Origin of the sequence: Pedococcus cremeus, assembly GCF_900111375.1 — a bacterium.
Classification (GTDB): domain Bacteria; phylum Actinomycetota; class Actinomycetes; order Actinomycetales; family Dermatophilaceae; genus Pedococcus_A; species Pedococcus_A cremeus.
Window position 1 is genome coordinate 731,816 of the sequence record NZ_FOHB01000001.1, and the last position, 21,547, is coordinate 753,362.

Annotated in this window: 15 protein-coding genes; all 15 read right to left on the reverse strand. The window is 68.8% G+C overall.

The annotated features are described in order from the left end of the window. Nucleotides 1-91: 91 nt before the first annotated feature. Entirely contained in the window at nt 92-1,288 is a 1,197-nt protein-coding gene (tuf, locus tag BMW78_RS03550; protein ID WP_091756382.1) for an elongation factor Tu, read from the reverse strand. Nucleotides 1,289-1,398: 110 nt separating this feature from the next. Further along, nucleotides 1,399-3,516, reverse strand: a complete 2,118-nt coding sequence (gene fusA, locus BMW78_RS03555; RefSeq protein WP_091756384.1) for an elongation factor G — start codon at nt 3,514-3,516, stop codon at nt 1,399-1,401. A gap of 118 nt (nt 3,517-3,634) precedes the next feature. After that, a complete protein-coding gene (gene rpsG / locus BMW78_RS03560; RefSeq protein WP_091756386.1) occupies nt 3,635-4,105 on the reverse strand; it encodes a 30S ribosomal protein S7 in 471 nt (156 codons plus the stop codon). Continuing rightward, complete coding sequence (gene rpsL, locus BMW78_RS03565) at nt 4,105-4,479, reverse strand: 30S ribosomal protein S12 (RefSeq protein WP_091756388.1); 375 nt, start codon at nt 4,477-4,479, stop codon at nt 4,105-4,107. The genes rpsG and rpsL overlap by 1 nt, the downstream gene beginning before the upstream one ends. A 307-nt stretch (nt 4,480-4,786) precedes the next feature. Continuing rightward, the gene (locus BMW78_RS03570) at nt 4,787-5,518 is read right to left on the reverse strand and encodes a spermine/spermidine synthase domain-containing protein (protein ID WP_091756390.1); all 732 of its coding nucleotides are present in this window, start codon (nt 5,516-5,518) and stop codon (nt 4,787-4,789) included. Between the two features lie 136 nt (nt 5,519-5,654). Next, on the reverse strand, nt 5,655-9,536 hold the full coding sequence (locus BMW78_RS03575; RefSeq protein ID WP_091756392.1) for a DNA-directed RNA polymerase subunit beta': 3,882 nt from the start codon (nt 9,534-9,536) through the stop codon (nt 5,655-5,657). Nucleotides 9,537-9,665: 129 nt separating this feature from the next. Next, entirely contained in the window at nt 9,666-13,139 is a 3,474-nt protein-coding gene (gene rpoB, locus BMW78_RS03580) for a DNA-directed RNA polymerase subunit beta (RefSeq protein ID WP_091756393.1), read from the reverse strand. A 414-nt stretch (nt 13,140-13,553) separates the two neighbouring features. After that, on the reverse strand, nt 13,554-14,072 hold the full coding sequence (locus BMW78_RS03585) for a hypothetical protein (RefSeq protein WP_091756395.1): 519 nt from the start codon (nt 14,070-14,072) through the stop codon (nt 13,554-13,556). A gap of 214 nt (nt 14,073-14,286) precedes the next feature. Continuing rightward, nucleotides 14,287-14,943: a hypothetical protein gene (locus BMW78_RS03590; protein WP_245735630.1), complete on the reverse strand. Its 657-nt coding sequence runs from the start codon at nt 14,941-14,943 to the stop codon at nt 14,287-14,289. After that, nucleotides 14,940-16,220: an MCE family protein gene (locus BMW78_RS03595; RefSeq protein ID WP_091756397.1), complete on the reverse strand. Its 1,281-nt coding sequence runs from the start codon at nt 16,218-16,220 to the stop codon at nt 14,940-14,942. The genes BMW78_RS03590 and BMW78_RS03595 overlap by 4 nt, the downstream gene beginning before the upstream one ends. Further along, a complete protein-coding gene (locus tag BMW78_RS03600) occupies nt 16,217-17,533 on the reverse strand; it encodes an MCE family protein (protein WP_245735631.1) in 1,317 nt (438 codons plus the stop codon). The genes BMW78_RS03595 and BMW78_RS03600 overlap by 4 nt, the downstream gene beginning before the upstream one ends. Next, on the reverse strand, nt 17,530-18,645 hold the full coding sequence (locus BMW78_RS03605) for an MCE family protein (protein WP_091756401.1): 1,116 nt from the start codon (nt 18,643-18,645) through the stop codon (nt 17,530-17,532). Before BMW78_RS03605 ends, BMW78_RS03600 begins: the two co-directional genes overlap by 4 nt. After that, entirely contained in the window at nt 18,642-19,622 is a 981-nt protein-coding gene (locus BMW78_RS03610) for an MCE family protein (RefSeq protein ID WP_091756403.1), read from the reverse strand. Before BMW78_RS03610 ends, BMW78_RS03605 begins: the two co-directional genes overlap by 4 nt. Continuing rightward, a complete protein-coding gene (locus BMW78_RS03615) occupies nt 19,619-20,638 on the reverse strand; it encodes an MCE family protein (protein ID WP_091756405.1) in 1,020 nt (339 codons plus the stop codon). Before BMW78_RS03615 ends, BMW78_RS03610 begins: the two co-directional genes overlap by 4 nt. Then, on the reverse strand, nt 20,635-21,547 hold a 913-nt coding region (locus BMW78_RS03620), incomplete at its 5' end, for an MCE family protein (RefSeq protein ID WP_091756407.1). The genes BMW78_RS03615 and BMW78_RS03620, both read right to left, overlap by 4 nt.

Consider the following 21,547-nt stretch of genomic DNA (forward strand, 5'->3'; position numbering starts at 1 on the left):
GGGCCGGGAACGCCGAAGGGCCCCGCAGCAGAAGCTGCGGGGCCCTCCAGTTGCTCGGAGCGTCAGATCACTGTGACGGAGTCGTCAGGTGTTACTTGGTGATCTTGGTGACGCGGCCGGCGCCCACGGTGCGGCCACCCTCGCGGATCGCGAACTTGAGGCCCTCCTCCATGGCGATCGGCTGGATGAGCTCGACGTTCATCTCGGTGTTGTCACCGGGCATGACCATCTCGGTGCCCTCGGGCAGGTGGACAACGCCGGTCACGTCAGTCGTACGGAAGTAGAACTGCGGACGGTAGTTGTCGTAGAACGGCGTGTGACGGCCGCCCTCGTCCTTGGACAGGATGTAGACGTTCGCCTCGAACTCGGTGTGCGGGGTGATCGAGCCCGGCTTCACGACGACCTGGCCGCGCTCGACGTCCTCGCGCTTGGTGCCGCGGAGGAGCAGACCGACGTTCTCGCCCGCACGACCCTCGTCGAGGAGCTTGCGGAACATCTCGATGCCGGTGACGGTGGTCTTGGCCGGCGGGCCGGTGTGGATGCCGACGATCTCGACCTCCTCGTTGACCTTGAGGACACCGCGCTCGATACGGCCGGTGACAACGGTGCCACGACCGGTGATGGTGAAGACGTCCTCGACGGGCATGAGGAACGGCTTGTCGACCTCACGCTCGGGCTCCGGGATGGCCTCGTCGACCGCGTCCATGAGGTTCAGCACGGACTGGCCCCACTCGGCGTCGCCCTCGAGGGCCTTCAGCGCGGAGACCTTGACGACCGGAAGGTCGTCGCCCGGGAACTCGTAGGACGACAGCAGCTCACGGACCTCCATCTCGACGAGCTCGAGGATCTCCTCGTCGTCGACCATGTCGGCCTTGTTGAGGGCCACGACGATGTAGGGAACGCCGACCTGGCGGGCCAGGAGGACGTGCTCCTTCGTCTGCGGCATCGGGCCGTCGGTGGCGGCGACCACGAGGATCGCGCCGTCCATCTGGGCCGCACCCGTGATCATGTTCTTCACGTAGTCGGCGTGACCCGGGCAGTCGACGTGAGCGTAGTGACGCTTCTCCGTCTGGTACTCGATGTGCGCGATGGAGATGGTGATACCGCGCTGCTTCTCCTCGGGCGCCTTGTCGATGTCCTCGAACGCGAACTGCGGGTTCAGGTCCGGGTACTTGTCGTGCAGGACCTTGGAGATCGCTGCCGTCAGCGTCGTCTTACCGTGGTCGATGTGACCGATGGTGCCGATGTTGACGTGCGGCTTAGTCCGCTCGAACTTTGCCTTCGCCACTGGTGGTCCTCCTCAGGACTGTTTTGTGTTACGCCGTACGACCAGGCAGGACGTGGCGCCGTTTGTGGGTGGGTGTAACTGATCGCGGTGTGCGACCGGCATCCTACCGGTCACTCACCCCGGGTCTTCTTGATGATCTCCTCGGCGACGGCCTTGGGGACCTCGTTGTAGGAGTCGAACTCCATCGAGAAGCTCGCCCGGCCCTGCGTCTTGGAGCGCAGGTCGCCGACGTAGCCGAACATCTCGGACAGCGGGACCAGGCCGCGCACGACCTTGGCACCCGAGATGTCCTCCATGCCCTGGATCTGGCCACGACGGGAGTTGATGTCGCCGATGACGTCGCCCATGTAGTCCTCGGGCGTGCGCACCTCGACGGCCATCATCGGCTCGAGCAGCACCGGGTCCGCCTTGCGGACGGCCTCCTTCAGCGCCATCGAGCCGGCGATCTTGAACGCCATCTCCGAGGAGTCGACGTCGTGGTAGGCGCCGTCGACCAAGGTGGCCTTGATGCCCACCATCGGGTAGCCGGCCAGCACGCCGTACTGCATGGCGTCCTGGATACCGGCGTCCACCGACGGGATGTACTCGCGCGGCACACGACCACCGGTGACGGCGTTCTTGAACTCGTACAGCTCACCGGACTCCTGGGTGTCCAGGGGCTCGAGGGTGATCTGCACCTTCGCGAACTGGCCGGAGCCACCGGTCTGCTTCTTGTGCGTGTAGTCGTACTTCTCGACCGACCGGCGGATGGTCTCGCGGTACGCCACCTGCGGCTTGCCGACGTTCGCCTCGACCTTGAACTCCCGCTTCATGCGGTCGACCAGGATGTCGAGGTGCAGCTCGCCCATGCCGGCGATGATGGTCTGGCCGGTCTCCTCGTCGAGGTGGACCTGGAAGGTCGGGTCCTCGGCGGAGAGCTTCTGGATCGCGGTGGAGAGCTTCTCCTGGTCACCCTTGGTCTTGGGCTCGATGGCGACCTGGATGACCGGCTCGGGGAACGTCATCGACTCCAGCACGATCTGCTGGTTCGGGTCGCAGAGCGTGTCACCGGTGGTGGTGTCCTTCAAGCCGATCGCCGCGTAGATGTGGCCGGCCAGGGCCTCCTCGACGGGGTTCTCCTTGTTGGCGTGCATCTGGAAGAGCTTGCCGATGCGCTCCTTCTTGCCCTTGGTGGAGTTGACCACCTGCGAGCCCGCGGCGACGCGGCCGGAGTAGACCCGGATGAAGGTGAGGGTGCCGAAGAACGGGTGGGTGGCAACCTTGAAGGCCAGCGCGGAGAACGGCTCGTCCTTGCTCGGCTCACGGGTCATCTCGACCGACTCGTCGCCCGGCTTGTGGCCCTTCATGGCGGGCACGTCGAGCGGCGACGGCAGGTAGTCGACGACCGCGTCGAGCATCGGCTGGACACCACGGTTCTTGAAGGCGGAGCCACAGAACACGGGGTACAGCTGCGAGGTGACGGTCAGCTTGCGGATGCCGGCCTTGAGCTCGTCGACGGACAGCTCCTCGCCACCGAGGTACTTCTCCATGAGGGCGTCGTCGGACTCGGCGACGCGCTCGATGAGGGCCGTGCGGTACTCCTCGGCCTTCTCGAGCATGTCGTCCGGGATCTCCTGGATCTCGTACTTGGCGCCCATGGTGACGTCACCCTTGGCGTCGCCCGGCCACACCAGGGAGCGCATGTAGAGCAGGTCGACGACGCCGATGAAGTCGTTCTCGGCACCGATCGGCAGCTGCATCACGAGCGGCTCCGCACCGAGGCGGTCCTTGATGGTCTGCACGGTGAAGTAGAAGTCGGCACCGAGCTTGTCCATCTTGTTGATGAACGCGATGCGCGGCACGTCGTACTTGTCGGCCTGGCGCCACACGGTCTCGGACTGGGGCTCGACGCCCTCCTTGCCGTCGAAGACGGCGACGGCACCGTCGAGCACGCGCAGCGAGCGCTCCACCTCGACGGTGAAGTCGACGTGGCCCGGCGTGTCGATGATGTTGATCTGGGTGCCCTCCCAGAAGGAGGTCACGGCGGCAGACGTGATCGTGATGCCGCGCTCCTTCTCCTGCTCCATCCAGTCGGTGGTCGAGGCGCCGTCGTGGGTCTCGCCCATCTTCCGGTTGACACCGGTGTAGAAGAGGATGCGCTCAGTCGTCGTCGTCTTGCCGGCGTCGATGTGCGCCATGATGCCGATGTTGCGGACCTTCTTGAGGTCCGTCAGGACGTCGAGTGCCAATGTGATCGTCTCATCTCGTTCGTTGCGAAAGCTGTGGTGCGGTGCCTCAGGACGGAACAAGGGCAGCCGCTGCGGTATGCCGCGGGCGTCAGGGGCGCCCGCGGCATACCGCTCGCTGTCACCAGCGGTAGTGCGCGAAGGCCTTGTTGGACTCGGCCATCTTGTGGGTGTCCTCGCGACGCTTCACGGAAGCGCCGAGGCCGTTGGAGGCGTCGAGGATCTCGTTCATGAGGCGCTCGGTCATGGTCTTCTCACGACGCTGGCGCGAGTAGCCCACCATCCAGCGCAGCGCCAGGGTGGTGGCGCGGCCGGGCTTGACCTCGATCGGCACCTGGTAGGTCGCACCACCGACGCGGCGGGACTTGACCTCCAGGGTCGGCTTGATGTTGTCGAGCGCGCGCTTGAGGGTCACGACGGGGTCGGTGCCGGTCTTGTCGCGGCAGCCCTCGAGGGCGCCGTAGACGATGTGCTCGGCGATCGACTTCTTGCCGTCGAGGAGGATCTTGTTGACCAGCTGGGTCACCAGCGGGGACTGGAAGACCGGGTCGACGACGAGGGGGCGCTTCGGCGCGGGTCCCTTGCGAGGCATTACTTCTTCTCCATCTTCGCGCCGTAACGGGAGCGGGCCTGCTTGCGGTTCTTCACACCCTGGGTGTCGAGCGAACCGCGCACGATCTTGTAGCGGACGCCGGGGAGGTCCTTCACACGGCCACCACGCACGAGCACGATCGAGTGCTCCTGCAGGTTGTGGCCGACACCCGGGATGTACGCCGTGACCTCGATGCCGCTGGTGAGGCGCACACGGGCGACCTTGCGCAGGGCAGAGTTCGGCTTCTTGGGGGTGGTGGTGTACACGCGGGTGCACACACCACGACGCTGGGGCGAGCCCTTCAGGGCCGGCGTCTTGGTCTTGTCGACCTTGTCCTGGCGCCCCTTGCGCACCAGCTGGTTGATCGTAGGCAACCTGTTCTCCGTACGTCGATGTTCTGTCGATGCCGGCGGGACCTGCCCTCCGGCACTCCTTGGTCTGACCGTCTCCGACCCCCGAACTCGGGTGTGTCTTCGACGGCGCTCTCCCCTGCACTCCCCACGCACGACCATTCCTGCTTCGGTTGTGGGGTGCCCGGCGAGAGGTTCCGGCCGCTCGACCTGGGGACCCGCTGAGGGCCTGCCCCGGTCTGCAGCCTGTCGTGCCCGAGGCGCACCTCAGACACAGTGTTCAAAGATACCGCCTGCCCGGTGGCCCTCCAAATCGGTGACGGCTCGTCCGTCAACCCCGCCACGCCGTTCGACCTGCGGGACGACGCCGTCCGGTCGCCCCGGACGACGCAGCCGGTCGCCCCGGACGACGCAGCCGGTAGAGCGCGTAGTCGAGGCTCCGGCCCTCCCGCTCGACCACCACGACGAGCTCGGCGACCTCGTCACCCTCGCCGGCGACGGCCTCGAGCCCACCGAGCAGGGCCGGGGCCCGGTGCGACGACCAGACCACCAGCGCTCCCCCGGGCCGCACCGCAGCCCGGGCCGCCGCCAGGGCCGGGCCGTCGTAGAGGGCGGCGTTGTGCGCGTGCACCAGGAAGTCGGGCCCGTTGTCGACGTCGAGCAGCACGAGGTCCCACGGCCCCCGGGGGCCGTCCCGGCCGAGCAGCACGTCGACCACGTCGGCGACGTGCAGCGAGCAGCGGGGCCCCTCCAGGCCGGCCAGCTCGGGCACGAGCGACTCGCGCGCCCAGCGCACCAGCGGCTCGGCCAGCTCGACCACGTCGAGGTGCTCCACGCGGGAGTCGGCGAGCACGGCCCGGGCGGTGAAGCCCAGTCCCAGCCCACCGTCGAGCACCCGGCGCGGACCGGGCACCTCCGCCAGCGCCACCTCGGCCAGCAGCCGCTCGGTGCTGGTGTCCACGGTGTCCATGGCGAACGCGCCGTCGACCACCAGCTCGAGCACCTCACCCCGGCGCCGCAGGGCGACCTCGCCGTGCGGGGTGTCCTCCCGCGCGACCGTCACCGCACTCTCCACCAGGCCCCTCCCCCAGTCGTCCCCACCCGACCAACGCCCTCGACCAACGCCAAGGGGCGGGTATGCCGTGTGGTGACCACACGGCATACCCGCCCCTGGTGGGCGTTCAGCCCTCAGTCGAGGCTCAGTCGAGCCCGAGCTCGGCGTCGTCGAGACGGATCGCCTCGCCGCTGCCGGGGCCGAAGACCGGGTAGTCGTACTCGTAGCTGGGCATCGAGTAGACGGCGGCCTTGGCCTCCTCCGTCGGCTCCACCTTGACGTTCCGGTAGCGCGGGAGACCCGTGCCCGCCGGGATGAGCTTACCGAGGATGACGTTCTCCTTCAGACCCAGCAGCGGGTCCGACTTGGCGTTCATCGCGGCCTCGGTCAGCACGCGGGTCGTCTCCTGGAAGGAGGCGGCCGACAGCCACGACTCCGTCGCCAGGGACGCCTTGGTGATGCCCATCAGCTCCGGACGACCCGAGGCCGGCTTGCCGCCCTCGGCCACCACGCGGCGGTTCTCCTCCTCGAAGCGGCCGCGCTCGGCGAGCTCGCCCGGGAGCAGGTCGGCGTTGCCCGACTCGATGATCGTGATGCGGCGGAGCATCTGCCGCACGATGACCTCGATGTGCTTGTCGTGGATCGACACACCCTGCTGGCGGTAGACGTTCTGGACCTCGTCGACCAGGTGCATCTGCACGGCGCGGGGGCCGAGGATGCGCAGCACCTGCTTCGGGTCGATCGAACCGACCGTCAGCTGGGTGCCGACCTGGACGTGGTCGCCGTCGCCCACCAGGAGACGGGCCCGCTTGCTGACCGGGTAGGCGTGCTCCTCCGAGCCGTCGTCCGGGGTCAGCATGATCTTGCGGGTCTTGTCGGTGTCCTCGATGGAGACCCGGCCGGTCGCCTCGGCGATCGGGGCGACACCCTTGGGGGTGCGCGCCTCGAACAGCTCGACGACACGCGGCAGACCCTGCGTGATGTCGTCACCGGCCACACCACCGGTGTGGAAGGTGCGCATCGTCAGCTGGGTGCCGGGCTCACCGATGGACTGGGCCGCGATGATGCCGACGGCCTCACCGATGTCGACCAGCTTGCCGGTGGCCAGCGAGCGGCCGTAGCACTTGGCACAGGTGCCCACGCGGCTGTCGCAGGTCAGGACCGAGCGGACCTTGACCTCCTCCACGCCGGCGGCGACCAGGGCGTCGATGACCACGTCACCGAGGTCCATGCCGGCCTCGGCCAGCACGGTGCCGTCGGCGTCGACGACGTCCTCGGCGAGCGTCCTCGCGTAGACCGAGGTCTCCACGTCGTCGTGCTCGACGAGCGCGCCGTCACCGGTGGGCTGCGCGATCGGCATCTTCAGGCCACGGTCGGTGCCGCAGTCGTCCTCGCGGATGATGACGTCCTGCGAGACGTCGACCAGACGACGGGTCAGGTAACCCGAGTCCGCGGTACGGAGAGCGGTGTCGGCCAGACCCTTACGGGAACCGTGCGTCGAGATGAAGAACTCGAGCACCGACAGGCCCTCGCGGAAGTTCGCGCGGATCGGGCGCGGGATGATGTCACCCTTCGGGTTCGACACCAGACCACGCATACCGGCGATCTGCCGCAGCTGCATCCAGTTACCACGCGCACCCGACGACACCATCTTGTAGATGGTGTTGGTCTTCGGGAGGTTGGCCTCCATCTCCTTGGCGACCTCGTTGGTGGCCTGGGTCCAGATCTCGATGAGCTCCTGACGGCGCTCGTCGTCGGTGATCAGACCGCGCTCGTACTGGACCTGGACCTTGATGGCCTTGGCCTCGTAGCCCTCGAGGATCTCGAGCTTGCGCGGCGGGGTGACGACGTCGGAGATGGCCACCGTGGTGCCCGAGCGGGTCGCCCAGTGGAAGCCGTACTCCTTGAGCGCGTCGAGGCTCGCCGCAACCTGCACCTTGCTGTAGCGCTCGGCGAGGTCGTTGACGATCGCGGACAGCCGCTTCTTGTCGACCACCGCGTCGACGAACGGGTAGTCCACCGGCAGGGTCTGGTTGAACAGCGCCCGGCCCAGGGTGGTCTCCACGGTCAGCGACGCCACTCGGCCCTGGTCGTCGACCTCGGTGCCCTCGGGCAGCTCCGTGCCCGGAGCCGGGACGACGTCGGTCAGGCGGAGCTTGACCTTGCTGCCCAGCTCGAGGTCACCGGCGTCGAACGCCATCCGGGCCTCGGCCACGGACGAGAACGCCCGGCCGGTGCCCCTGCCGTCCTCGACCTCGGAGGTGAGGTGGAACAGGCCGATGATCATGTCCTGGGTGGGCATGGTCACCGGGCGGCCGTCCGCCGGCTTCAGGATGTTGTTGCTCGACAGCATGAGGATGCGGGCCTCGGCCTGCGCCTCCGCCGACAGCGGCACGTGCACGGCCATCTGGTCACCGTCGAAGTCCGCGTTGAAGGCGGTGCAGACGAGCGGGTGGATCTGGATGGCCTTGCCCTCGACCAGCTGCGGCTCGAAGGCCTGGATGCCGAGGCGGTGCAGGGTGGGTGCACGGTTCAGCAGGACGGGGTGCTCGGTGATGACCTCCTCGAGCACGTCCCACACGACCGGGCGGGCCCGCTCGACCATGCGCTTGGCCGACTTGATGTTCTGCGCGTGGTCGAGGTCGACCAGGCGCTTCATCACGAACGGCTTGAACAGCTCGAGCGCCATCTGCTTGGGCAGGCCGCACTGGTGCAGCTTCAGCTGCGGGCCGACCACGATGACCGAACGGCCCGAGTAGTCGACGCGCTTGCCGAGCAGGTTCTGGCGGAACCGGCCCTGCTTGCCCTTGAGCATGTCGGACAGCGACTTCAGCGGGCGGTTGCCGGGGCCCGTCACCGGGCGGCCGCGACGACCGTTGTCGAAGAGGCTGTCGACGGCCTCCTGCAGCATCCGCTTCTCGTTGTTGACGATGATCTCGGGAGCACCGAGGTCGAGCAGTCGCTTGAGGCGGTTGTTGCGGTTGATGACCCGGCGGTACAGGTCGTTCAGGTCCGAGGTGGCGAAGCGGCCACCGTCGAGCTGCACCATGGGGCGCAGGTCCGGCGGGATGACCGGGACCGCGTCGAGGACCATGCCGGTCGGCTTGTTCGTCGTCGCCTGGAAGGCGGTGACGACCTTGAGCCGCTTCAGGGCGCGGGTCTTCTTCTGGCCCTTGCCGGTCGCGATGATCTCGCGCAGCAGCTCCGCCTCGGCGTCGAGGTCGAAGGTCTCGAGGCGCTTCTGGATCGCCGCCGCGCCCATGCCGCCCTCGAAGTAGAGACCGAACCGGTCGCGCATCTCGCGATAGAGGATCTCGTCGCCCTCGAGGTCCTGGACCTTGAGGTTCTTGAAGCGGTCCCAGACCTGCTCGAGGCGCTCGATCTGCTGGTCGGCGCGCTTGCGGATCTGGTTCATCTCGCGCTCGGCGGACTCGCGGACCTTGCGGCGCGCGTCGGCCTTGGCACCCTCGGCCTCGAGCTCGGCGATGTCGGACTCGAGCTTCTTGGCGCGGGCCTCGACGTCGGCGTCGCGGCGGTTCTCGAACTCCTTCTTCTCGACCTCGATCTGGGCCTCGAGCGAGGGCAGGTCCTTGTGGCGCTGCTCCTCGTCGACCGAGGTGATCATGTAGGCCGCGAAGTAGATGACCTTCTCGAGGTCCTTCGGGGCGAGGTCGAGCAGGTACCCGAGGCGCGACGGGACGCCCTTGAAGTACCAGATGTGGGTGACGGGGGCGGCGAGCTCGATGTGGCCCATCCGCTCACGGCGCACCTTGGCGCGAGTGACCTCGACGCCGCAGCGCTCACAGATGATGCCCTTGAAGCGGACTCGCTTGTACTTGCCGCAGTTGCACTCCCAGTCCCGGGTGGGGCCGAAGATGCGCTCGCAGAAGAGGCCCTCCTTCTCCGGCTTCAGGGTACGGTAGTTGATCGTCTCCGGCTTCTTGACCTCGCCGTGGCTCCACTGGCGGATGTCCTCCGCCGTGGCCAGGCCGATGCGCAGCTCGTCGAAGAAGTTGACGTCGAGCACGTGGTTCCTTCTCTCGTGTCTCTGGGAAAATCAGGTGGTCTGATCGGTCATGGTTGTCCGTCGGTGGCCGGTATGCCGCGGGGCTCGCCTTCGCGGGGAAGGTGCCGTGCGCGGCATACCGGCCTCCTGTCAGACCTCTTCGACGCTGCTCGGCTCCCGCCGGGACAGGTCAATGCCGAGCTCCTCCGCTGCGCGGAAGACGTCGTCGTCGGAGTCACGGAGCTCGATCTGGCTGCCGTCGGAGGACAGGACCTCGACGTTCAGGCAGAGCGACTGCATCTCCTTGATGAGCACCTTGAACGACTCCGGGATGCCCGGCTCGGGGATGTTGTCGCCCTTGACGATGGCCTCGTAAACCTTCACGCGGCCGGTGACGTCGTCGGACTTGATCGTCAGCAGCTCCTGCAGCGCGTAGGCCGCGCCGTAGGCCTCGAGCGCCCAGACCTCCATCTCACCGAAGCGCTGGCCACCGAACTGCGCCTTACCACCGAGCGGCTGCTGGGTGATCATCGAGTACGGGCCGGTGCTGCGGGCGTGGATCTTGTCGTCCACGAGGTGGTGCAGCTTCAGGATGTACATGTAGCCGACCGAGACGGGCTCCGGGAACGGCTCGCCGGAGCGACCGTCGAAGAGCCGGGACTTGCCGGAGCCGTCGATCAGCCGGACGTCGTCGCGGGTCTTGGTCGTGGAGTCGAGCAGACCCACGATCTCGTCCTCGCGCACACCGTCGAACACCGGCGAGGCGACCCGCGTGCCGGCCGGGGCCGAGCGGGCGTCCTCGGGGATGAGCTTGGCCCAGTCCGGGTTGCCCGCGATCTCCCAACCGCGGGAGGCGGCCCAGCCGAGGTGGAGCTCGAGGATCTGGCCGACGTTCATGCGACCGGGCACACCGAGCGGGTTCAGGACCACGTCGACCGGGGTGCCGTCCTCCAGGAACGGCATGTCCTCGATCGGCAGGATCTTGGAGATGACGCCCTTGTTGCCGTGGCGGCCCGCGAGCTTGTCACCGTCAGTGATCTTGCGCTTGTTGGCCACGTAGACGCGGACCAGCTGGTTCACGCCCGGGGGCAGGTCGTCGCCCTCGTCCTTGTCGAAGACCTTGACACCGATGACGGTGCCGGTCTCGCCGTGCGGCACCTTCAGGGAGGTGTCGCGGACCTCGCGGGCCTTCTCGCCGAAGATGGCGCGCAGCAGGCGCTCCTCCGGGGTCAGCTCGGTCTCACCCTTCGGGGTGACCTTGCCGACCAGGAGGTCGCCGTCGCGGACCTCGGCGCCGATGCGGATGATGCCGCGCTCGTCGAGGTCGGCCAGCACGTCCTCGGAGACGTTCGGGATGTCCCGGGTGATCTCCTCCGGACCCAGCTTGGTGTCGCGGGCGTCGACCTCGTGCTCCTCGATGTGGATCGAGGAGAGGACGTCGTCCTGCACCAGGCGCTGGCTGAGGATGATCGCGTCCTCGTAGTTGTGGCCCTCCCACGGCATGAACGCCACGAGCAGGTTGCGGCCCAGGGCCATCTCGCCACCGTCGGTCGCGGGACCGTCGGCGATGACCGAGCCGGCCTCGAGGCGGTCACCCTCGGACACCAGCACGCGCTGGTTGTAGGAGGTGCCCTGGTTCGAGCGGGCGAACTTGGCGATCCGGTAGGTGCGGGTGCCACCCTCGTCGTTGGCCACGGTCACCAGGTCGGCGGAGACCTCGGTGACGACGCCGGCCTGCTCGGCACGGACGACGTCGCCGGAGTCCAGCGCCGCGCGATACTCCATGCCGGTGCCCACGAGCGGGGCCTCGGACTTGACCAGCGGCACGGCCTGGCGCTGCATGTTCGAGCCCATGAGCGCACGGTTGGCGTCGTCGTGCTCGAGGAACGGGATCAGGGCGGTGGCCGCCGACACCATCTGGCGCGGGGAGACGTCCATGTAGTCGACGTCGACACCGGGGATGTAGTCGACCTCGCCGCCCTTGGTGCGGACCAGGACGCGCTCCTCGGCGAAGGTGCCGTCAGGGCTCAGGGCCGCGTTGGCCTGCGCGATGACGTGACGGTCCTCCTCGTCGGCGGACAGGTAGTGCACCTCGTCGGTGACCTTGCCGAACTCGACCTTGCGGTACGGGGTCTCGATGAAGCCGAACGCGTTGATCCGCCCGTAGGAGGCCAGCGAGCCGATGAGGCCGATGTTCGGGCCCTCAGGGGTCTCGATCGGGCACATGCGGCCGTAGTGCGACGGGTGGACGTCACGGACCTCCATGCCGGCGCGGTCACGGGAGAGACCACCCGGGCCGAGGGCCGACAGACGCCGCTTGTGCGTCAGGCCCGCGAGCGGGTTGTTCTGGTCCATGAACTGCGAGAGCTGCGAGGTGCCGAAGAACTCCTTGATCGACGCCACCACGGGGCGGATGTTGATCAGGGTCTGCGGGGTGATCGCCTCGACGTCCTGCGTGGTCATGCGCTCGCGGACGACGCGCTCCATGCGGGACAGGCCGGTGCGGACCTGGTTCTGGATGAGCTCACCGACGTTGCGCAGGCGGCGGTTGCCGAAGTGGTCGATGTCGTCGACCTCGACGGGCACCTCGCCGTTGGCGGCCTGGAGGGTGGTCTCGCCGTTGTGCAGGGAGACGATGTACTTGATCGTGGCCACGATGTCCTCGAGGGACAGGGTGGAGTGACCGAGCTCGTCCTGCAGGCCGAGCTTGCGGTTGATCTTGTACCGGCCGACCTTGGCCAGGTCGTAGCGCTTCTCGTTGAAGTAGAGGTTGTCCAGCAGGGTCTGGGCGGCCTCCTTGGTCGGCGGCTCACCCGGGCGCAGCTTGCGGTAGATGTCGAGCAGCGCGTCGTCCTGGCCGGCCGTGTGGTCCTTCTCCAGGGTGAGGCGCATGGACTCGTAGTCGCCGAACTCCTCGAGGATCTGCGCGTCGGTCATGCCGAGCGCCTTGAGGAGGACGGTGACCGACTGCTTGCGCTTGCGGTCGACGCGCACGCCCACCATGTCGCGCTTGTCGATCTCGAACTCCAGCCAGGCGCCACGGCTCGGGATGACCTTGGCGGTGTAGACGTCCTTGTCGGAGGTCTTGTCCGGCGTGCGCTCGAAGTAGACGCCCGGGCTGCGGACCAGCTGGGAGACGACGACGCGCTCGGTGCCGTTGATGACGAAGGTGCCGCGCTCGGTCATGAGCGGGAAGTCGCCCATGAACACCGTCTGGCTCTTGATCTCGCCGGTGGTGGTGTTCATGAACTCCGCGGTGACGAACAGCGGGGCGGAGTAGGTCTGGTCACGCTCCTTGCACTCCTCGATGGAGTACTTCACGTCCTCGAAGCGGTGGTCGCGGAACGACAGCGACATGGAGCCGCTGAAGTCCTCGATCGGCGAGATCTCCTCGAAGATCTCCTCGAGGCCGGAACGGTCGGGGACGTCGGTGCGGCCCTCGGCCTTGGCGGCAGCAACGCGAGCCTGCCAGCGCTCGTTGCCGAGCAGCCAGTCGAAGCTCTCCGTTTGGAGCGCCAGGAGGTCGGGGACCTCGAGCGGTTCGCGAATCTTCGCGAAGGACAGACGGCCGGAAGCCGTCCGTGCAGTGGACACAGTCTGAGTCGCGTTGCGCGAGGCAGCCAAGGATGGTCCTTCCACGGGCCTTTGAAACTGAGGTCTGCACTGGCGCCGGCTCTCGGCCCCTCGCGAAGGCCGCCAAAGAGAACGTGCGGGAAGGCACGACCGGAGCTGGCGGGCTCAGCGGGGGAACGAGGACAGGGCAGCGCAAAGCGACAGCATACCCGCATCAGGGCACGATAGTCCAACCGTGTCCAGTGGGCCCGTCGATCTGCACAGGCTCCCCGTCGACGGGAGTCCGGACCAGCCGGCCGACGGGTACGTCGGGCGCGGGGTCCTCGCGACGCAGACGAGGATGGCGGCAGCCGCGCCGTCCGTCAAGGCTCCCGCCCCGACCGGCGCGCCGCGCCGGGGTCCGGGGCGGGCGCGACGGCCGCGTCTGTGCAGGTCAGCGGGGCTGTGGCTGCTGTCGGCGAGGGCCTAGAAGGCCTGCACCTGCGAGACCAGCCAGCGGTCACCGACCCTGGTCATGGTCGCGATCACGCGGTTCTGGTCGATGGCGGGCTTGGTGGCGTCGGCCCCGACGGTGGCCTGGTTGACGAAGGCGAGGACCTTCACCTTGCCGTCGGACTGCTCCATGACGCCGACGTCGGACACCCGGGCCTGCACCACGGTCTTGTTCTTGACCGCCAGCGGCTTGATGTCCTTGTCCATCGCCTGGCTGAACTCACCCTTGAACGGCCCGGTCAGCAGGCCCTCGATCCGCGCGGCCTGCGCGTCGATGGTCTTGTAGTTGTAGCTGAGCATCTGCTCGATGGAGGCGCGGGCGGTGCTGGTGGCGGCCCGGGTCTGGGCCTCCTGGCCCGACGGGTCGGTCAGCGCCACCCCGGTCGCGCCCGCCAGCAGGAGCACGGCCGCGCCGAGCCCGATGGCGGGCGCCAGCAGCCGCCGTCGCCCTCCCCCGGTGCCTCCGGCCTCCTGCTGGGTGGACGTCGCCACCGGCTGCACCTTTATCGGGTCACCCGACAAAGGTGCGCTTCCCCCGTCGTGGCACGTGGAGGCAAGTGCCTCTTTGTCGGGTGAAGCCGCGGCGCCGGGTGACGCCGGGGAGGTCTGGGGGCGGGGAAGCGGGGGTATGCCGCGGCCCGGGCCTCCCGGGGCGCGGTTCCGCGAGCGCTGCCCGGCCACGCGGGGACGGCCCTTCGTGACTCGCTCAGCCGACGAACTCAAGGTTCTCCACCTTCCACGCGTCGCTCGCCTTCCGCAGCTCCAGTCGCATGCGGTAGGTCTTCTTCTCCCCGTCGGGGACGGAGGTGTTCTGGGTGGGCGCCACGACGCCCACCAGCACCACGGCGGAGTCGCGGTCGCCCGAGACAAGGGCGGCCTCGGTACGTTCGGCCCTCGAGACCGTCTTGTTCTGCACGAGGACCTTCTTCAGCTCCGCCACCGAGCTCGAGTAGCTCTGGAGGAAGGTGCCGGTGGCCCCGCCCCGGACCCGGGCGATGTCGTCGTCGACGTGCTGGTAGTCCACCGTCACGAAGTTGACGGCGAGCTGCTTGGCCGCGGCCACGGCCTCGGCCCTCGCCTGCTGGTCCTGGTGTGCCGCCCAGGCCTGCCGGCCGAGGGTCGCGCCCACGGCCACCGCAGCCACGAGGACCAGCGCGGCCAGGGCCCACAGGCCCCTCGGGGTGATCCGCGCCGTGCGCGTCGAGCTGGTGTCCGCAGAGTTGGGGTCTGTCGAGGTGGTGTCCGTCGAGCGGGTGTCCGTCGTGTCGGGTCCGGTGGCCTGCGGTCGTGCCCCGCTCCTGCGGAACCGTCCGGGCACCGTGGCCCTCACCGCCCTCCCGGCCTGGGTGGTGATCGTGCTCATCGAGCAGCCTCCTTCATCATCCACAGCCACGACGGCTCGTCCTGCCCACCTCCCGTCGGTGGGAGGGGCACCGAGACGTCGGGTGCTGCCGTGCCCAACGAGGCAGCGGTGCCCGGGGATACGGGCTGGCCGGCGATTGCCAGCGGGACGGCCGACCGCGAGGACTGTGAACCTGACGGCCCGGGGGCGTTCTGGGCGCCGCGCACGGTGCTCGAGGAGCCGCGCGGGAGGGCGCACCGTGCACCCGTGTTGACCGGGGGGAGCTTGGTCGTCTGGTTGGGGTCGGTGCGCTTGGTGCCCTCGTAGCCGCGCTTGCAGACGGCTGGGTCCTGGGACAGCACGAGCCCGAAGTGGGCGGTCCCGTCGCCCGGCACCACCGTGTAGCCGCCGGCGATGACGTCGGGGTAGGTCACCAGGAGCTGCTCGATCCCGGCGGTGCGGGCGGTGGTGACCTGGCCGACGGTGATGAGGTTCGCCAGCAGCGCGGCCAGGCTGGACTGGTTGTCGCGGATGAGCCCGTCGAGCTCCCCGGAGGCCACCGCGCCCCGGTCGAGCACGAGGCGCAGGTCGCTGTCGGAGCCCTTGAGGGTCTCGGAGAGGTTCGCGAAGTTGGTGGCGAAGGTCTTGATCTGGCCGGAGGTGTCGCGCTGGGTGTCGAGCACGATCCGGCCGTCCTCGATGAGCTTGACCGTCTGCGGCAGCGCCTCGGTCGCTGCACGGGTCAGGGCGTCGCCGTTGTCGAGCAGCCGCTGCAGGTCGGTGCCACCGTCGGCGAACGCCGTCCCCAGCTCGTCCACCACGGTCTTGAGGTCCTTGCGGTCGACCGACGACACGGTGCCGTCGAGGTGGAGCAGGAGGTTGTCGACGCGGATCGGGGTCCGGGTGTCCTTGCGGGCGATGGTGTCGCCGTCGGCGAGGTACCTGCCGCCCTCGGTGCGGGGCTGGAAGTCGAGGTACTGCTCCCCCACGGCCGACCGGTTCTCGACCACCGCGACGGTGTCCTTGGGGATCTGCACGCCGCGACGGATCCGGGCGTCGACGATCACGCCGTCCTTGCTCAGCCGCAGCTTCTCGACCCGGCCCACCTGCACCCCGCGGTAGGACACCTCGGAGCCGACGAAGATGCCGCCCGACTCGGCGAAGTCCGCCGACACGGTGTACTGCCCGCCGAGCACCCGGTCCCAGAGACCGACGTAGCGCGCGGACAGCAGGGAGACCGTGAACAGGGTGATGAGCGCGAACGCCGCGAGCTGCACCTTGACCGAGCGGCGGATCATGCCGCACCCCCGCCGTAGAGCGAGCGCCACGAACCATCGGACGCGGAGCCGTCGGAGGAGCTGCCGGGCTCGGCCGACCCGACACAGGTGACACCGGGGACGCACAGCTTCCCCCCACCGCCGGAGGTGGTGCTGCTCGGGCTCTGTTCGGGCAGCGGCAGGTCGGGCACGGTCACGCTCGGCAGCGGCAGGTTCGGCACCGTTGGGAGGTTCGGCAGGCCGGGACCACCCTTCGTCGGTGGGGCCGTCGGCACACCGAGGTTGCCGGCGAGGTTGCGCAGGTCCAGGTCGGCGGAGATGTGCAGGTTGGTGTAGTCGCCCTTCATCGCGGCCACCGTGCCGTCCGAGAACGGGTAGGTCAGCAGCAGCTGCAGCGAGGCGGGCAGGTCGTCGCCCGCCTTGTTGAGCTGGGCGAGGATGGGGGCGAGCGCCTCGAGGTTGGCCCGTGTGTCGTCCTTGGACTGCTCGATGACGTCGGTGCCCACGACCCCGAGCCTCTTGAGGGCGGTCAGCATCTCGACGAGCTGCTTGCGCTGGTCGGCGAGCACCTTCAGGCCGCCCGGCATGGCCTCGACCGCCTGGGCGATGTCCTCCTTCTGGGCGGCGAGCCGGGCCGAGAGCTTGTCGATGCCGTCGATGGCGCGCACGATCTCGCTCTTCTGCGCCTCGAGGCCGCCGACGAAGGTGTCGAGCTGGCTGATGAGGTCCTTGATCTGCTTGTCGTTGCCGCGCATCGCGTTGTTGAGCTCGGTCTCGATGACCTTCAGCTGGGCGACGCCGCCGCCGTTGAGCAGCAGCGACATGGCGCTGAGGACCTCCTCGACCTCCGGGTTGCGGCTGGTGCGGTCGAGGGCGATGTTGTCGCCGTCGCCGAGCCGGCCGACCGGCTTGGTGGAGGTCGGCGGGGCCAGCTCGACGTACTTCTCGCCGAGCAGGGAGGTCTGCTTGATCTCCGCGGTCGCGTTGTCGGGCAGCTTCACGCTCTTGGGCAGGCGCAGGGTGACCCGGGCGGTCCATCCGTTGAGCTCGATCTTCTCGACCGCGCCGACGGTGACCTGGTCGACCTTCACCGACGACTGCGGCACCAGGTCGAGCACGTCGGCGAACTCGGCGGTCACCCGGTAGACGTCGCCGCTGGCCGCGGCGCCACCCGGCAGCGGCAGGTCGTAGGCGCCCTGGCACCCGGCCACGGCGACCACCGTGGCGGAGGCCGCGAGCGCGGCCGCGGCGCGGCGCACGCGGGCCCACGGCACGCGGGCGAGCGGGAGGTGCCCCTGCGGCATACGGGCCTGGTTCGTCGGGCGTGCGCTCATCGCGTGCCTCCCAGCAGTCCCCCGAGGGTCGGGTCGGCCCCGCGCATCTGCAGCGCGTCGGTGACCGGCGCGAGGGTGGTGTGGAGCTGCTTGCACAGGTCGGTGTTGCCGGTGCCCGTCGGCCCGGTGACCAGCGAGCAGAGCAGCAGCCCCGGGTCGTCGAGCTGCTCGTTGTTGGAGCGGGTGTCGAGGGTGCCGGTCTTGGGGTTGTAGGCGTTCTGCAGGTTGCTGATGGCCACCGGCGCGTTGGTCAGCGTCTCGGCGAGCGCGTCGCGCTGCTTGGCCACGGTGCCGGTGACGGATGCGAGCTGGTCGACGTTCTGCTTGATCCCGGTGCGGTTGTCCTTGACGAACGTCGAGACCTCGCCCAGCGCGATCGCGAGGTTCTTCAGCGCCGCGGAGAGGTCGTCGCGCTCGCCGTCGAGCTGCACCGACACGTTGGCGAGGTCCTTGTTGAGCCGCCGGACCTGCGTGTCGTTGGTGGCCAGCATGGTCGTGAGGGTCTGGAGGTTCTCCACCGTGCCGAAGAGGTCGTTGCGGCCGCCGCTGAGCGTCTGCAGCGCCCTCGACAGGTCGCGGTTGGTGTCGTGGATGTTCTGGCCCTGGCCGTCGAGGTTCTTGGCGCCCGTGTCGAGCAGCCGCGAGAGGGCGCCGTCCTTGTTGGCGCCCTGCGGACCGAGGGCGACGAGCAGGTCGTCGAGGCTCTGCGAGATGCGGTCGAGCTCGACCGGGACGGCGGTCCGGTCGGTGCCGAGGTGCGCCCCGTTCGCGAGCTTCGGGCCCCCCTTGTATGCCGGGAAGAGCTGGACGTAGCGGTCGCTCACCAGCGAGGGAGCCACCACGGCCGCCTTCGCGTCCGCGGGGACGGAGTACTTCTTGTCGTACTCGAAGGTGACCACGACCTTGTCGCCCTTCGGGACGACGTCGGTGACCTCGCCGACCCGCACGCCGAGGACCCTGACGTCGGAGCCGGGGAAGAGCCCGACCGCGCGGGTGAACTCACCGGTGACCCGCACGTGGTCGGTGCGCGGCCAGAACGCGTAGGCGCCGGCGACGACGGCCACCACGACGAGGGCGGTGACGATCTTGGGGATCAGCCCGGCGCGCGTCACTTGGTCTTCACCCCCGGCGCGCCGACCGGCACGGTGAGGTTGGCGATGTAGGTGTCGAACCAGCGCCCGGTGCCCAGCACGTTGGAGAACATGCGGGTGAACGGCGCCATCGCGGCGATCGTGTCGTTCAGGTCCTTCTCGTGCTTCTGCAGCACCGCCAGCACCTTGGTCAGCTGGTCGAGGGCCGGCTTGAGCTCGGCGCGGTTCTCCCGCACCAGGGCGGTCACCTGCTGGGCCATGGCCGAGGTGTTGGTGAACAGGGTGTGGATGGCGTCGCGGCGGGCGTTGAGCTCTTCCATCAGCAGGTCTGCGTCCTTGATGAGGGTCTCGAGGGCCTTGTTCCGCTCGGCCACCGTGCCCGTGACCGCGTGGGCCGAGGCGAGCAGCCGCTTCAGCTCGGCGTCGCGCGAGGCAATCGTGCGGGAGAGCCGGGTCAGGCCGTTCAGGGCCGCCCGCACGTGCGGCGGGCTGTCCTTGAACTCGGTCGCCATGACGTCGAGCGACTTCGCGAGCTGGTCGGTGTCGATCCGCTCGGCGGTCTGCGCCAGGTCGGTGAACGCGTTGACGACGTCGTAGGAGGAGACCGTGCGGTCGAGCGGGATCTCGCTGCCCTGCTTGAGCTGGCCCGAGCCGGCCGGCTCGAGGGCGAGGTACTTCTGCCCGAGCAGGGTCTTCATGCGCACGGAAGCACCCGTCTGCGCTCCGAAGGCGACGTCCTCGGTGATGCGGAAGTCGACCAGGACGTGGTCACCGGCGAGGTCGATCCCGGTGACCTTGCCGACCTTCACCCCGGCGATCCGGACGTCGTCGCCGTCGCGGAGGCCGCCGGCCTCGCTGAAGGCCGCCTTGTAGTGGTCGCCGCCACCGACGAGGGGCAGGCTCTGCACGTTGAACGCCAGTGCCAGCAGCACGGCGATGACGAGCAGGCCGGCCGCCCCGATGGGGACGGGGTTGCGCTCACGGAAGGGGATGCTCACGAGCACCTCGCTGCGGTCACGGCATACGACGGGGTCACCGGGCCGGTGGGGAGCTGCACGGTGCCGTCGAAGCGGCAGAGGTAGAAGTTGAACCACGAGCCGTAGGTCGCCGTGCGGGTGATCTGGCTGATCTTGCCCGGCGACGTGGACATGAACTTCTCGAAGGTCGCGGTGTTCTTCGGCTTGTTGAGGGTGGTCGAGAGCCGGCGCAGGTTGGCGATGTCGTCCTTGATCCCCGGGCGGGTGACCTTCAGGAGGTCGGCGGTCTCGGCCGTCAGGGAGTTGATGTTGTCGAGCGACGCCCCGATGGTCTTGCGGTCCTCCGCGAGTCCGGAGACGAACCGCTGCAGCTGGTCGATGAGCTGCTTCAGTGCCGCGTCGTGCTCGTCGACGGTGCTGAGCACGGCGTTGAGGTTGTCGATGGTCCGGCCGATCACGGCGTCGCGGTCGGCCAGGGTGGAGGTCAGCGACGCGGTCTTGGCCAGCAGTGAGTTGATGTTGCCGCCCTCGCCCTGGAGCACCGAGATGATCTGCCCGGACAGCTCGTTGACGTCCTTGGGCGACAGCGCGGCGAACAGGGGCTTGAACCCGTTGAACAGCACGGTGAGGTCGAGCGCCGACTGGGTGTGGTCGAGCCCGATGGTGGCGCCGTCCTTGAGCGCCGAGGAGTCTCCGACGCCCTGGGTCAGCGCGAGGTACCGCTCGCCGACGAGGTTGCGGTACTTGATGGTCGCCCGGGTGCCGTGGGTGAGGATGCTCGACTTGGCGACGGTGAACTCGACGACGGCGTGAGTGCGGTCGTGGTGCACCGACACCTTGTCGATCTCGCCGACGCGGACGCCGGCGATGCGGACCTCCTGGCCGGCGGCAACCCCCGTGACGTCGTTGAAGACGGCCTTGTAGGTCGCCTTGTCGCCGAGCTGGATGTTGGCGATGGTGGCGGCGAGGGTGCCGGTGGCGAGCAGGGTGGCCATGGCGAAGAGGACGAGCTTGATGAGGCTGGAGGAGGTCTTCATCGCTGGCTCACCACCGTTCCGCGCAGGATCGGCCCTGCGAGCAGGGTCGTGATGGCCGACGGCTGGGCGGAGCCGTCGCTGGACAGCAGGGCGGCCACGACCTTCTGCTCCTCCTCGGTGCCGGCGAGCCCGGCGTCACCGTCGGACAGGCCCACGGCCGAGGTGCCGGCGAAGGCGCTCGGCAGGGCGCTGCGGGCGCTGCTGTTGGGGGCACTGCTGTTCGGCGCACTCGTGCCGTCGCGGAAGTGGATGCCAGGGCGCGGGTGGGCCTGGTCGCCGTGGTGGTCCGGCAGGCCGTAGCAGCGCGGCCCGCGGTCCTCGCCCCAGGCGGGCTCCTCGCCCGGCTGGTAGCCCGGGCGCTGCGGGGTGACCTCGAGGGTGATGTGGAAGGTCTCGTTCCTCCAGGCGCCGTCGATGTTCGGGATCCAGTTGGCCAGGGCACTGGACATGCACGGGTACTGCGGGGCGTACTTGGCGAACAGCGCCAGGCTCGGGCGCCCGACCCGGCCCGCCTGGATCAGCCGGTCGCCGTCGCGGGTGAGGAAGTCGGCGGTCGTGTTGGCGAACCCGGCCGTGCCGGCGAAGAAGCCCTTCAACGAGTCCTGCTTCTGCACGATCGTGGTGTTGGTGGTGACCAGCGCCTTGGCCGCCCGCACCAGCTCCGGCGCGGCCACGGCATACGTGCTGGCCAGGTCGGCCAGCCCGGAGATGTCCGCCTTCAGCGCCGGCAGGTGCGGGTTCAGCGCCTTGAAGTAGCGGTCGGCCAGCACCAGGTTCTGGCCCAGCCGAGTCCCCCGCCCGTCGAGGGTGGTGGCGAGCGCGTTCAAGGTGGCCGACAGCTTCTCCGGCTGCACCGTGCGCAGCAGCGGCAGCAGGTCGTCGAAGACCCGCTCGAGCTCGATGGCCACC